This window comes from Rhizobium sp. CFBP 13726, assembly GCF_014841925.1.
Classification (GTDB): domain Bacteria; phylum Pseudomonadota; class Alphaproteobacteria; order Rhizobiales; family Rhizobiaceae; genus Neorhizobium; species Neorhizobium soli.
Map to the genome: position 1 here is coordinate 177006 of NZ_JACYUU010000002.1, position 14126 is coordinate 191131.

At 56.9% G+C, this 14126-nt stretch carries 9 protein-coding genes; 2 read left to right on the forward strand and 7 right to left on the reverse strand.

Going from position 1 to position 14126, the window contains the following annotated elements:
• From IFT66_RS07885 to IFT66_RS23835, 7 genes are all read right to left on the reverse strand, one after another.
• Entirely contained in the window at window positions 1-963 is a 963-nt protein-coding gene (locus IFT66_RS07885; protein WP_192077255.1) for an HNH endonuclease, read from the reverse strand.
• Window positions 944-3307: a hypothetical protein gene (locus IFT66_RS07890; protein ID WP_192077256.1), complete on the reverse strand. Its 2364-nt coding sequence runs from the start codon at window positions 3305-3307 to the stop codon at window positions 944-946. Before IFT66_RS07890 ends, IFT66_RS07885 begins: the two co-directional genes overlap by 20 nt.
• Entirely contained in the window at window positions 3304-4518 is a 1215-nt protein-coding gene (locus IFT66_RS07895) for a DUF2357 domain-containing protein (RefSeq protein ID WP_249406395.1), read from the reverse strand. Before IFT66_RS07895 ends, IFT66_RS07890 begins: the two co-directional genes overlap by 4 nt.
• Window positions 4519-4805: 287 nt before the next feature.
• Complete coding sequence (locus tag IFT66_RS07900) at window positions 4806-6842, reverse strand: chromosome segregation ATPase-like protein (protein ID WP_192077258.1); 2037 nt, start codon at window positions 6840-6842, stop codon at window positions 4806-4808.
• Window positions 6843-6857: 15 nt separating this feature from the next.
• Window positions 6858-8252, reverse strand: a complete 1395-nt coding sequence (locus IFT66_RS07905) for a hypothetical protein (RefSeq protein WP_249406396.1) — start codon at window positions 8250-8252, stop codon at window positions 6858-6860.
• On the reverse strand, window positions 8224-11370 hold the full coding sequence (locus tag IFT66_RS07910; RefSeq protein WP_192077259.1) for an AAA domain-containing protein: 3147 nt from the start codon (window positions 11368-11370) through the stop codon (window positions 8224-8226). The genes IFT66_RS07905 and IFT66_RS07910 overlap by 29 nt, the downstream gene beginning before the upstream one ends.
• Before the next feature lie 197 nt (window positions 11371-11567).
• Window positions 11568-12626, reverse strand: a complete 1059-nt coding sequence (locus tag IFT66_RS23835) for a diguanylate cyclase (protein WP_192077260.1) — start codon at window positions 12624-12626, stop codon at window positions 11568-11570.
• 314 nt (window positions 12627-12940) lie between these two features.
• On the opposite strand from IFT66_RS23835, the gene IFT66_RS23895 reads away from it, so the two are divergent.
• Together IFT66_RS23895 and IFT66_RS07925 are read left to right on the forward strand one after the other, a co-directional pair.
• Window positions 12941-13243 (forward strand): copper resistance protein CopC, encoded by a 303-nt coding sequence (locus tag IFT66_RS23895; RefSeq protein ID WP_446737895.1) that lies wholly within the window; start codon window positions 12941-12943, stop codon window positions 13241-13243.
• The gene (locus tag IFT66_RS07925) at window positions 13240-13548 is read left to right on the forward strand and encodes a hypothetical protein (protein ID WP_192077261.1); all 309 of its coding nucleotides are present in this window, start codon (window positions 13240-13242) and stop codon (window positions 13546-13548) included. Before IFT66_RS23895 ends, IFT66_RS07925 begins: the two co-directional genes overlap by 4 nt.
• The last annotated feature ends 578 nt before the right edge of the window (window positions 13549-14126 follow it).

Genomic DNA, 14126 nt, shown 5'->3' on the forward strand with positions numbered 1-14126 from the left:
TCAATCACTCCTTGGTTCTTTCTGGGAAGCAAGAAAGAGCTGATGTTGCTCCTTCAGGAAGACCGGCGAGGCGTAATGCTCAATCTTACGACCTTGAAATTGCTTGTAGGAACTGTCGAGAAGCTCGGGGGCGATTTCAACCATGCCTGTTTTAGGGTGGATTGCCAGTAGAAGCTTATCAAACAGAACGTGGATGTCTGCCCTCAGGAGAAGACCGTTGCGAATATCGTTTCGAAGCGCGACGTTCTCTGAAAATGGAATGATATGGGCCGCCTGAAGTACCGCGCCGACCGAGCATCGGCTCACCGGGCAACGACCGTTGTACCGCTTGATCAATGCGTGGCGGAACAGGGCTTGCTCTGGCCTCAACTCTTGACTGCCGAACCTTCGCTCAAAGCCTGCGAGCACTCCCGGTTCATCGAACAGGAGAGCCTTTTGTTCGTCGGACATGTATTCGGTGGTGGCCAGCAACTTCTGGCGTTTCGCCATGAATTCGAGAACAATTCGCCGAAACTCTTCAAGCTCGGCGGTTTCAAGCTCGTAGCTTCGAAGATGGCGATGACTGAGAATATGGTCGATGACTGAACTACCGGAAGAGCCACCTTGCCAACCGCGTAGCTGATAATGTGGGCTCAAGAGGCGGACGTTTGTCAGAACGGCGGTCGTTTCTGCATCGCCTTTAATTACCTCACCAGCGACGCCCTCCGCCGTCAGTCCTGCTCCGAGGCCAAATCCGGGGGCTTCATGTGTCCACACAATTAGCGTATCACCCTTTTGGACAGGTCGCCCCGCACCTCCGGCGATCATCCGGGGATTTGGAAAGCGGACGGATGCCCCTTCCCATTCGGACGCAGCCTTCGGTCTCGGGTTTGCTCCACCAAGGTGGATTTTACAGTTCAGCTTCAGCAAGTATGTAGTCATCGAGATCACCCAAATAAAATTGTCAGGACGAAGCGTCTGCATCCCCGCCGTCGGCTCCGCCATAAATGTCCAACAGCAATTCAGGGTTTGACCCCTCACCTCTAAGCTCTTCGAGGACCTGTTCCAGGATAAGGCCGTACTTTGCGAGAGGCCGCGCTCTGTCCTTGTGTCGCAGGTCTGCAATTGTCTTTTCGACGGCCCGTACGAGTCTATCCGCAACCGGGTCCTGTCCTTCGACAAGGGCAAACGGTTCAACGACTCTCCACCGGAGAAGGCCGACGAGCAGCATCGGCGCATACTGGAATCTCGTGTACGTCGAGCCCAAATTCTCTTCGAATTCACGAAGAACACGCTTGGCGATGCGATCGACGTCTTTCCGGGTCAAAAGTCGAGGCGCAGTGTCAGATCTCGACAGGAGAAACGCCATGGCGGCCGTCTCTTTCTGCCATTTCCACAGATCGACGGTCTTGCCCAAGATTTTGTGAATGGCTTGCAGCTCGAAATTCTGGTTACCGGCGACACGGCCCAATCCCTGGTAGGCGAGTTTCCAGCTCGGGCCCGTCGTGAAGATCGGATGGCCACGGACCTCCTTTTCCCAAGCCTGCAGCAGCCACCCCGACACGTCAGGGGGGCATCGACGAAACTGCCAAGTAAGAAATCGAAAGGACTGGGTGCCTACGGGCTGCCCTTTCAGGCCACGCTGTACCTCGTCCAGTGCACGTTCGACCAGACGATCCAACCTGGCGACCGCAGCCGCACCAACGCCCGAAGGGATCGTGCCGTCGCTGGAGATTGCATATTTTCCCCCGGGCCGCGCCGACAACCGGTTTGCGAGCGCGTTCCAGTCAACGTCGGCACGGTCGACGTTCTTTTCGAGGAGCGTGAAGAGACCATCGCCACGCGGACTATCGTTCCACGCCTCGATGCCACAAGCCAGTACCAACCTGCCAGGAATCGTCGGAGCCGGTCTCTGGAACCCTTCAATCAGGGCGTCCCAGCTTTGGTCCAGCTCCGCCGCACCGTCCCAGTCAACCTGGAACTGATGACCGAATTTCTGCGAATGGACAAGAATCTTGGCTCGGCCTGATGCAGGGCTTTGCTCTACCCAAAGTTCGACCGGCACCGTTTGGTCGACTTTCACCCCGATGTTGACCTCCGCCTTGCGCGGGAACTCGGCCGTTTCTTTCCGCAAGAAAATGGAAAACCGATCCTGCCCCGCTTGTATAGCCAGTCGAGCGGGTTTGGGGCTTCGATACACTTCCCCAGCCGGGAGCGTCTCATCGGAGTCGACAAGGTCATAGCTCTCGACCGCGTCTCGCCTCTGAACAATGGTCGATATCTGGGGCAAGAAATCGAAGTAGATTGGGTCACGTTTGCTCAGGCGCCTTGCGGCAGACAGTGCACCATTAGCGACCGCGTCGACCGGCAGGAGCACAACATCGCGCCCTGCGCTTGAAACGACCGCCGACTTAAATGCTGCTCGGATGGGCCCTTCGGTCAGGGTTTCCAGCAAAATGATGTTGCAGTCGGCGATAGTTTGCCGGAGGTTTGGGAGGTCAGATATCCGCTGGTGATCGATTGTCGACGGAGGGTCCAACACCTGCCAATCTCCATTGCCTTGGCGCAGAACCTCAGCTTCTGGGGGCAGACCGAGAGCAAGGCGTCCGTTTGAGCGAGCCCATTCGAGATGATCCGTGCGATCAACTGGCGAGGCACTAACCACGGCTGCCCTCGCGGCCTCCGCGAGCCCCCGGTATCCCCAGTCAGACCTGAACAGCATACCGGTTGAACGGCGCTCAGGCGCCAAGACGGTGTCGCCGTGGCTTCTTTCGCGGCGGACCCTGAGCTTCTGAACCGTAATGCCGTCGGCGGTTTGGGAAACAATTCCGACCGAATGACCCTCACCAACCGTCCCTTCGTCGATGGCGAAGATCGTTGCGAGGACCGATCGCCAGACCAAGAGCGGGGTCGACACCTTTGCCTTCCGCAATGAGGCGAGGAAGCGCTCCTGGAGCAACTCGCTTGTTTCCGCATGGTCATCTAGACTGGCCACGCCAAAGCTTGCACCGGTCGACATGCCTTTCAGTGCGGCAACCAGGTGTGGGACAGATGGCTCCTCGCCTAAGATATCGAGGACCCTTATCCTTTTTCCAGCGCCCCCGATAAGCCCCCATCCGGCCCCAAGACCGTGGGGAGAAATCGACGCCTGCGCCCCGCCGACGAGACCACCGTCGGCCTTCGCACCGGTTTCCACAACGACGCCGAAGATGCCTCCCTCGATATAGGAACTCTCCACCTCTCTCTCTTCGCCGTCTGGCTCGACGATCCAGTTCCTCGCCGCACTGTCGCGCCAACCGTTCAGGTCGTATCCACACAGCTTTCTCATGAGAACGTCGCGTAGAGTTCGCTCCGCGCGAAAGCTCTGATAGCGTCAAGCCCTTGGCGCAACCCGACGCCAGACGCCTCAAAAGCTATGCCGTCGACCCGTGTGCGACCGCCATTTGAATGACAAAATTCATATCGACCGTAAGAGGGCGTTAAAATCAGGCCGTCACGCAGGACCTCTGTCTGGCCGAACGGCTGTATTTCAACCAGGCGCTCGTTCGCCCGCTCGACCGCATCCTTCAGATCAATGCGGTTCATCGCGTGAGGCGTCCAGACGGCTACTCTACGGGGCATACCGCCCTTCTCGATATCTGTGATGCGAAGGGAAACGTGCGCTCTCGTGAGGGCCAGCATCCGTCCAGGCGCTTCGGGCCTGGACTGGACCTCAACAATTCGACCAGTTTCTTTCAGCCAAAAAACAGCGATTGGTCGATCTTGCTCGAACCACCTTCCGAGCGAGGCCTCTGTCCGCCAGACGATCGGCGACTGTGCGACAAGCTCAGCCTCTTCAAGCTCGCTCAGGGCAAGTACCACGGCTAGAACCGAGAAATCTGTCCAGGTCTCGGCCTGCCAAGCCCAAAGGTCGTCTAAGACCTTATCTTCTTCGAGCAGGCGGCGCCATGCATCGTATATGGCGTTGTAGCTGACATCCTGCATGAGAACATAGTTTGGAACGACGCCAGCTTCCGCGACGCTCACTTCAAGGTCGGCCAGCATCTTTGCAAACGCCTTGCAGAAGCGTCCAAACTGCTCAACCTGTCCGTACCGACGGCTGTGCTTTGCGCGTGGGTGCTCCTGCATCCACTCTCGCGAAACCTGGAACGCTAACCTCGAATATGCGTGGAGCACACGGTTCTCGGGCGTATCGAAATTTTCTCTTCTCACCGTAGCGAGAATTCGCTGGCTGGTGCCCGCCCGTTCCGCGATCGTGCGGCCTGGCTGGCGGACGAGCCATCGCATTGACGCCCGATCCATCTCCTGGACACGATCAAGCGAAGTCAGTTCCCTTGTGCGGCGAAGAACCCGCCTGATGCGTGGCTCTAACGCTTTTAGCCGGGGAAGAACATCCTGTGCCTGGCGCACGATCTCGGCCATTCGAGGATCGTCCTCATTCTCAGCAAGTTCCCATGCATCGCGCAGGCGTGGCCAAACATGCAATGGGTCCTCAAGAGCCTCGCCAAGCTCTTGAACGCGTGCCAGGACTTCATTCATTCGGCGAAGCAATTCCCTCGCCCGTACATCGTCGGGTGTCTCATGTTCCTTGACACCACGCGGCCGAACGGGAAAACCGACCCGCTCCGGACGCTGGGCATCAACCGTTTTTGGATACGGGTGAAGGATAAGCTCCACCGGGCCATCGTGTAACCGGGCAGACATCAGCCGGGAGTGTCCACCACCCCGACCGGGGTCACCGCGAACTTCGGTGACCAGGCAATCGTTGGGGCCGAACGTCGCGTCCGGCACCGACCTGCGATCCCATGGCCTGCCAAGATGAAGCATCAGCGTGAAACCCCATTCCACACAAACTGGCCCGAGCCCTCTTTCGCCGACCTGATCGAATCTTCAATGGCTTTTGCGAGGTAGACATCCTGCAGGGTGTCGCCAACAAAACTCATCAATTCTGAGAATGCATGGTCGTTTCCGTCTTCGACTTCGATACCGCGCAGTTTCGGAAGCAGTCGCATCTCAACCTGATCCGCCAGGGGAACGCGTAGATCTTGCGCACGGTCAAACGAAGAGTAATTAGCAACGTAGCCCATGATCGCTCGGCCCAGACGGTGCCCGAAAGGGCGCTTGAACCCCTTCATGAGGCCCACCATCCGCTCGACGCTGTCCGTGACCAGATGATCACCCTCGACTGAGGAAATGGGTTTAACCCATGACCGCCACCGCATCGCGGACAGGGCTTCTGGCTCCGTAACGACGCCGCCCTGTGCTGTCGTGCGGATCGTCGTTGGAGCAGGGAACCGAAGCACGTTTGCACGGTCTACGACCTTGTCAGAGAGAGACTGTGTGCTTTCGTCCTCGTTCATAGTACCCGCAAAGAGCAGGTTGTATCCGGGGAAAATGCGAGGTGCGTCCAGACCCTTGGGCATCGGAATTTCCAATTCAATCTCCGCGTCCTTGCGCAGGGATTTGTCGCCTACACGGGTTGCCGGAGGTCGGCTCTCAAGGCGGCTTAGAAAGTCGGAGAAATAGTATTCGACACGAGCGAGGTTCATCTCGTCCAACAGGATCATCATCATCTGATCCTTGAACTCGCTCTTTTCGTTGTTCAATACGTCAAGATGGTAGAGCGCCCGTGCCATATCGGTCGGCCGATATCTCTTCTCGATGTAATTGTAGAAGCCCATCAAATCTTGCGGGCTATCCCAACGCGGTTGAACCGGGACCTGCAGGAAGCCGATGCCCATTCCAGCAGCATACTGTCGAGGTAGCTGGCTCTTGCCCGTACCGGAGATACCAGCAAGGACTGCCATCTGCGTCGTGTCATTGGTCTTCATGGCGGTATGGAAGGCGTAGACGATCCGCCGATCGTAGTGCAGGCCATTCTGTTCTAATCGCTGCAGCACTCGCTTAACGGCATCGGCTTCGTTTTCTGCCGCTCGCTTGTTCCAAGCCTTCATCTGCGATAGGACCGGAGGCAGAGCCTTCAATTCCTTGAGCCGCTCCTCAACAGCATCTTCTGTCGCCTGCCCCGCTACCCCGCCCGCCTCGGCGACGTCGTTCTCCATACGCGCAACCTGCGCCAACAAAGTCGTACGGCGGTCTTCAAGGGAAATCACGTCGCCCTCGACCGATCGGAACCGCTCCTCAGCGGAGGCGATCTTTGCGGACGTTTGCGTAAACTCAGCATGGGCAGCTGCGGTTGCCCGGCGCTCGACGCTCAGGCTTTCCTGCATTTGGGCAAGCTGCTCGGTCGCAGCACGCTGAAGGCCCTCGATGCGAGCAACATCGCGACCTAGCTCCTGGGACAAGCTTTCCAATCGCTGAACGCGTTCCTGAGCCTCTCTGAGGTGAACGGCCTCCGAGCGCATTTCGGCGATTTTAGTCTCCAAAGCGGCCTGCTCCCGCTTCATTTCGTCGTTCAAGGCGAACAATCGCTCGGCAGCAGCCAGTCGGTCGTGGACGGCATCGAGGTCGGCGCGAGCGGACGAAAGCTCAGCATCAATGGTCTGCTTCTGGATGATTTCTGCCTCTACCTCCTCCCGAAGAGCCCGGATTTCATCCTTGCGGTCATCTTTCTGCAGCCATTCGGCGTTTAACTCGTCGAGCTGCCGTTTCGTGGCGTCGTAGTCTGCCTGGACATCCGCAATGTTCGCCAACGCTTTCCGCCGCTCGCCCAATTCATTATCGATGTCGCTCAGCGCCATCCTCTTGTCAGCGATTGCCGTTTCCAGCGACTCCAGTGATCTAGTCGGGCCAGCGGCGGTGACTGCCCGGTCATGGAGCACGGCAAAGGTCGTCTGAATGATGATCAGCACTACGACGGTAAGCGCAGCAAAGAGCAGGATCACGATATTTCCAGTCAACATGGCGATGCTCTTCTCTTATGGCTTTGCAGGCTGGACGGTTTCAGGTGCTGGTTGAACCGGAGGAGGTGGAGAAGCGGATGGTGCGGAATCCTTCGATGCCTTCGCATCGTTGAGTGCGGTGATTTCCTGGGTCAAGACGCCCTTCCGACCACTGAGGTTCGCCAACTCATCCCTGACGGAAGTCAGTTCGTTCTGCTTCAACTCCAGCTCTTTCGCCAATTGAGCCTGTTTGCCCTGCAGCTCGGTCACCGCTGTTTCCAAGGTGGCTTTCTCTGCACTTGCCCGATCGATATCTGCCTTCTCGATGCTGTTCTTGGCGCGTAATGCCTGCAGACTAATAACCTCAAGCTTGACGCTATCCCGTTGGGTGGTCGTGGCGGCTAGATCTGCCTGGACGTCGGCCAGCTGTGCCTTCGCGATCGGAAGAGACTTCTGGGCTTCCGCCAATGCGTCCTGAGCGACCTTGAGCCTTCCTTCTGCGGCCGCTGCGTCCGCCCTCGCCCGGTCGGCAGATGCTGTCAGGCTGACAAGGTCACCATTCAGGGACATCCTTTTCGTCTCAAGTGCGCTGACCTGACTTGCGAGATCGGCCCGGTTGCTTTCCTGTCGAGCCATGTCTGCGTCTACTTTGGCGCCCGCAACCTTGGCTTTCGAAGCCTGATCTTGCTGTTTCGCAATGCTCGCGTCCAGGTCCTGCGAGGTACGCTGCTTGTCGCTGATGTCCCTGGTGATCTTGGCGATTTGAGACGTCAGGGCGGCTTGGCGGGCGGTCAAATCGGCCACTTGGCGCTGGCGGTCGTCCAAGTCTTGAAGCTGCTGATTGAGCTTGGCCACCTCTGCTTCCTTATCGCGCCGAACCTTGTCGCTGGCAGCAGCGGCGTCGTCAGCGGTGCTCTTTCGTTCCTGTGCTTGCGATAAATCGCTATTAGTCTGGTCAAGTTTCGATTGATTCGCGGCAATCGTCTTCTGTAGATCAGCATTCTGCGACCGCAGATTAAGTAAGGTCTTTTGAGCCGTTGCGGCTTCCGCAATAATATCGGACGCGGCCTTCGCCTGCTCTTGAGACGCCCGCAACTTTTCAGATCCGTCTGACAGCGATGTCGTCTGCTGCTTGATCTCAGCGTTGAGACGGTCCCGCTGGGCGGTGAGATCAGCTATCGACTTTCGAACGCCATCTGCTTCCACGCTCCGCTGTGAGATTTCGGACAGCACGCCGTCGCGGCGGCCAAGCGCTTCGGCCCGCTCGGTATTGTAGCGTTGAATGTCCGAGCGGACAGCGCCATAATCACGTTCAAGGGCATCGACTTGAAACAACGCAACTGAGACGGCCCCTGCCGAAATTAAACCAAGGGCTAAGGCGACATACGTGAACCGTCGCGATTTAGGATAGTTGTTTTGCGACGCGTTCAATGCATCCCTCCAGGTCCTGAGCTAGTTCGTCTACCCAAAAGCGCTGGACTTTCCAGCCAAGGGATTTCAGCTGATGGTCACGCCAATGGTCACCGATTTTCCTCTTTCCATCAGTATCTGCGTGCCAATGTCGACCATCGACTTCGAGGTCGAGCTTGACATCGCCGCTGCCGAAAAGAGCAAAGTCTAGGCGCCGACCGGCTACTTCAAACTGAGCTATCGGATTAAGACCGCGCTTTCTCAGCGCGGCGTCAACAATTCGCTCCCAATTGCTATCGAAAGTACCCTCACCTACACGCCCTTTCGGCTCGGTCGCAGTTGCAGCGAGCCGCTGCAGGCTTCCGACCTTTCCTGAACGGGCATATGCGAGATCGCCAAATACGTGAGCGACTGCCCGTGCACGGCTGATCGCCACGTTCAAGCGCCGCCAGTCTTTCTGGACAAAAGTCACGGCACTGGTCGCGCTCGAATGCCCCAAGGTTGGAGAGAAGAGAATGAGATCCCTCTCTTGGCCCTGGAAGCTATCGACAGTTCCAACGCGAAGCTCTGCCTTTTCACGCAGCTTTTCACCAATTTCAGCAAAGATCGCTTGTTCCAGTGCGAATACTTGGGGCCGGAACGGAGCGATGACCCCGATGGAGCCGCTATAGGCCTGCTCGATGAGGAGCATGCGAATATGTTGGGTGACGGCAGTAACCTCGGAGCTGTTGACGTTCCCGATCATCGGCGATGTCGGGGCGGGTACGTCAGTCCAAGCTATGCCGGGTTTCATTCCCTTTGGTGATCGGAGCTTACCCTGGTCTCCAGCAACCCGGAGCTGTCCGCCGTAAAAGTGCTCGTTTATGTAACCGACAATATCTGCGGCGGATCGGTATTGATCTCTAAGCATAACCTTCGCTGCACCGGGCGTCAGGTCTGCCAGATCGAAGAGTGACTGACGGCTTTGCGCGAAACGCCCCATTTTAGATACTGGAAGGTCTTGAGCCTGCATCAGATTGCGATCATGTGCGATGCCGAGCTGACTGATGAACGAAAGCTGCTTATTATCTCCCACGACGACCACGCGCTTCGCCCGAGCGAAAATCGGAAGCGCTGATGCGATGTCGCACTGGCTGGCTTCGTCGAAGATTGCCAAATCAAACAAGCTATCAGACAAAGGCACCCGACGTGCTGCGCCGAGGACAGACACAAGCCAAAGTGGCCGATGGCTCACAACCTCTCCGGCCAGGTCAGCTGGTAGCGGTCCGGAATTCTGGGTCAGCTCAAGGTTGGCCAACTCTTCACCCAACCTTCGGCGATCGGACTCGGTTAGGCTGACTTGAGACGCTAGAATCTTAGGGAGCAGCTCTCTGGCGACTTCCCCGATCTCATTCGTGATCGCGACCGGATCACCTTTCACCGTGATGGTTGCCAATTCTCCCCGAAGTTTCGCGAGTCGCTGGTTTAGGGTGGACAGCGTCGCATCCTCACCTGTCAGGTGGCCGTTGGGCTTCGACACCAAGCCAAGGGTTCGCAGCGCGGAACCGAGGAGCCTCGCAAGGACGCCGACCTTAGCGATTGCGACAGCTGGCGCAGCGGGCTCGTTGGACCTGACTTGAAGTGCTTCGATCCGTTCCAGCAGCTCTGCGATTGAGCCATGTATCGCCGAGACATGATCAATTTCGTCAAGAACCCGGTTTCGATTTTGGGCGAGTGTCGAAATCTTAGAACGCAGAACTAGGTCCGGCTCCGCCGCGCCCTTGGACGGTTCACTGACAAGCTCATCAAGGACCCGATCGAAAGATTGGTCAATATCGCGAGAAGGATCGAGGGTCCGAACCAAAAATGGCGACTGCGGAGCGATACCCCCGAGCCGCGATTCGACGGCGTCCAGCGCCTGGTGGTTCTTAGAGGCCACGAGGACGCTTCCGCCGTCAGCAATCACAGATGCCGCGATAGAGACGATCGCCTGGCTTTTGCCGGTTCCGGGCGGCCCGGTTACCACTGTGAGAGGAGCAGTAAGCGCCTGCCTGACCGCATCAATTTGCTCTTTGTTGAGATCACCGGTGTTTATGACCGGCGTCAACCTTTCCGCCGCTGGTGCCTCAAGACCAAGGATTGGCGCCAGGGCAGTAGTCGCCAGCTTTTCCTTCGACCAGGAAGCGATCACATCGAGATCGCGTACGGCACCGGCGGTGAAGGTTGTATCGGTGGGAAGAAATAGAGCCGCTATGTCGTAAACGCCCACGCTGTTTAGATCCAACTCGATCCGCATTTGCTGCCCGGAGATTTTCCCCCGGAACGTGCCTGAAACAGCTTCTTTCAAGCGAGAAAGGAATTCATCCTGCCGTAGACCCAGACCCTCAGCCTGAGCAAAAACTTCGCGCAGGCCTGTTTCCTTCCAGTTGGCGCTCTTCGCAACTCCTTTGATCCAGTCCGGGTTCGCAACGATATCATCGGTATCGATGATTACCTCAAGGTGGGTCGAACTACGCTTCCACTCAGCGCTGATTAAGCCTACCGGCCAAACGACAGGAACACCCTGCTTCTTGCCGACCCCAAGTGGCCATCCGACAGCCAGCGTCTGTTCATTCGCCTCCCGCTTTACGAGCGCTTGGCGAAAATCGTCCGGCAACTCGTCAAGTGGGATGGAGAGGGTCAGCACTTGACCGTCTTCGGGTGTCAGCGGACCAAGTCCCGTGAACAGCTGCCATTGCACAGAGTGCCTATCTTCGACCTGGGTGATTGCTCCTCTTGGGTCTGATCGCAGCGCAGACCTATAATATCGGAGCAATGCGTTCGGGTCGATCGAAACAGAGCCTCCGACTGCCTGCGCGTCGCTTACGACAACGCTCGATGACCGGAATGTCGCGTGGACGGGTCGCAAAAGATCATCATCTGCATGATCGGCCGCTGAGGACTGGGGAGCAGCGGGGATTACAACCTTTCCTGCGGTAGCAACGGGCCGCCATCTTCCATCACGGCCCTTGGCAACCTTTCCTGCTTCACTCAGCGCCGAAAGCTCAGCATAAATTGCCGTGCGCTTGCGCGGGTCGAAGTCGATGTTGAGCAATGCCAACAATTCACTGGTTGTTCTGCCTGTCGGGAAGGCCTTGATTGTCCGAAGTAGTACCGACATGAATGCAAATTACCCCCGCTGCATGCTGGCACACGCAGTATTCCCAATGAATCGTCCCCAAAGCTGAGTGTGCAATTGCGCATTCCGGTGTCAACTATTCACAACCGGAAATAATCACACATTTCTGAGATACTAACGTAAATCGTTCAAGCGTGATCTGAACGCCACAAGTCTTTAGAAGAAGCCACCCAATTTGCTCATGCGGCGACTTGGTTCCGACCGCCCCGCTTTGCCCGGTAAAGAGCGTCGTCCGCTCGTGTCATTACGGCTTCGAAGTCTTCTGCCCCTTCTCCAACAGCGATTCCGATACTTGCTGTAACGGCCATGGATTTTTCACCCCATAGGACGGGTTCTGCTGCCATGCGCTGCCTAATTTGCTCAGCGCGAACTGCAGCCTCCTGCCGACTAGACGTCGCCAGCACGATCCCGAATTCCTCGCCGCCCACGCGGGCGATAAATTCACCCTTTTTCAGCAGCTCGTTGGCTCGCGACACGAAGGTGCGCAAAACCACGTCACCGCCTCCGTGCCCAAAAGAGTCGTTTATCCGCTTGAAGTGATCGAGATCAGCTAGGAGAAGCGTTCGAGCCTCCACAACCTTTCCATTCGGAAATTTACCCAGGAGGCCGACGCGATTCAAAGCTCCAGTCAGTTGATCGGTCGCCGCGAGCTGGGTCAAGGCTGCTCGCACCCTTTCCTCCATCATCGCAAAAAGTCCGACGACAAATGCGTTATTCAGGACAAAATCGCTGACGAGGATTAAAATCGACGAAATTCGGCTGTCCCCGTAGACGAGGTCCAGTACGAGGGAGACGACATAGACAGGAGCGTATGCCAGCAGTACCCAGGCCGTCGCCTTCCTCGCGAATGCAGGGCTATGTCGAAGGAAATATGCTCCTGCTGCTGCGACGTTGACTGCGAGAAGCGCTGTCGCCAGGGAATTCGTTCCGTTCTTGCGCCAACGAAAACTAGGGCAAGATGAAGAATGACTGTCGAAGCAGGACATACAGCGAGAAGCCAATGGAACGGCCGACGGCCGTCGAATGCCCTTGCGCCCGCCCAGCAAAGGGAGATGTTTGTCGATACTGCCGCCAACAGTCCAGCGATGACAAACTCGTTGCGGGTCAGGGTGAAACCGTAGACGGCAGCCGAGATAAGCAGAAGGCTCGCTGCCCAAAGCAAAAGATGCGTTTCGCGACGCCGAAGCCACAAAGCGACCAGCATGCCGCCACAGCTCAAATTTAGCAGAGAATTGCACAAATGAATGGTGGCGTAATCAATCGACATGGGCTCGGGCAGCTCAAAAACACTGGCAGAGCAATATCATTGATGGCTTAACGAAGTTGCCGGGCATCGAACACATGAAGAATATTCTTGCCGATTCATACCTCAGTATAGGCTGAGATAAACTCGATCATTATTTCAAAAAGCGTTGTTGGCAGCGATCATCTCCTTACCGAAGCATGCTCGAAGGGTTGACGGAATGATCCGCAATGCAATGTCCACATTCGCCTTGATAGGAATGGTCGTTTCGGATCCTCAACTTTTGCGGCCATCGATCTACGGGCGCCCATCGATGACAGCGTCGCGACCGCCGCAAATATCGTCCTGACATTCGCAGTTCCAGTTGATCCCGAGCGCTCACACGTTGAAGTTTCGGGCGCCTTTGGCGGTGTTCCCGTTGGCGTACTTCGGCAGGGGCCCCGCATAGAGGATCCAATAGTGCCCCTCACTGAGGGCCTGCCATCAGGCACCTATTCGGTAAATTACAAGGCGACCGCAATCGACGGTTCGAAGATGTTCGGGTCGACTTCGATCACCGTCCCGCCGAGTCCAGCCGCACCAACCGGCGCTGACCTGATGGGTGCAAAATGAAGGCGAGATCAATAAAGAGCCCTGCCCGCCGCTCGTTTCCCGGTCAAAGAGCCCTGGATCAGCAGCGTTACACCCGATTGTTCGTGCCAGCCAACACGAACGGCGCGAACGCACCCAACGCTCGGCCAGTCTCTGACGCCGTAGATTTTCAGGAAGGCCCGTTCGTGGAAACGCCGCTGGCATTTGATGCGGCATTGCCTGTGTTCATCACGCTTTTTCTTACCATGGCCATCGCGGTCGAGCTCCTGGTCCTCCTGCCAATCACAAGAGAAGGCTTGCGATGCCTAACAATCCTTTTTCACTGACCAGAACGCGAGACCGATCCCAATTATTTGCCAAGCCAACGGAATTCTTAGATGGCGGCCTTGCCAGTCTTCTTGTCGTAAAGGCACAGGAGATTGATGGTTGGCTTACCTTTTCCGATTGTTCCTCGAAGCAACACGGCGACCTTCTCTACCGAATCTTCAAAAACTACTGGGGCGCTCGCTTCGGGCGTGTTCATTCTTGACTGGCCGATGCATGTCCCGTTCGCCTTTGCGAACAAGGCATTCCACGCGGCGTCACTAGACGCCTTCGTTGGCATGGCTCTATTGTAAACTGAAGGGGCCAGAGCATGTCGCCGAGCGCGAGCAATGTGGAGACGGCTCGATCCTGACATCAGCCCGATAGCTGGCACCGACTAGAAAGGCACCCTTATACGCTCGGATAATGGACTAGCCTGATTTAGCGTTGGCAGGGTCAACGTGTATCAAAGAAGCCGGACCACGGTGGGGATAGAAGAGTTGGTCGACCTGCAGCGATCTTGGTCTCAGGCTAGCGCTGGAGGGTTGCGTTCATACAGGCGCAGCCCATGCATCTCAAATCCTCGGTAAACGAGAAATCG

Bases quoted from the DNA above. Each gene is read 5' to 3' on its own strand.
- IFT66_RS07885 (WP_192077255.1), bottom strand. From the start codon at position 963: ATGCAGACGCTTCGTCCTGACAATTTTATTTGGGTGATCTCGATGACT.
- IFT66_RS07890 (WP_192077256.1), bottom strand. From the start codon at position 3,307: ATGAGAAAGCTGTGTGGATACGACCTGAACGGTTGGCGCGACAGTGCG.
- IFT66_RS07895 (WP_249406395.1), bottom strand. From the start codon at position 4,518: ATGAATGAAGTCCTGGCACGCGTTCAAGAGCTTGGCGAGGCTCTTGAG.
- IFT66_RS07900 (WP_192077258.1), bottom strand. From the start codon at position 6,842: ATGTTGACTGGAAATATCGTGATCCTGCTCTTTGCTGCGCTTACCGTC.
- IFT66_RS07910 (WP_192077259.1), bottom strand. From the start codon at position 11,370: ATGTCGGTACTACTTCGGACAATCAAGGCCTTCCCGACAGGCAGAACA.
- IFT66_RS07925 (WP_192077261.1), top strand. From the start codon at position 13,240: ATGAAGGCGAGATCAATAAAGAGCCCTGCCCGCCGCTCGTTTCCCGGT.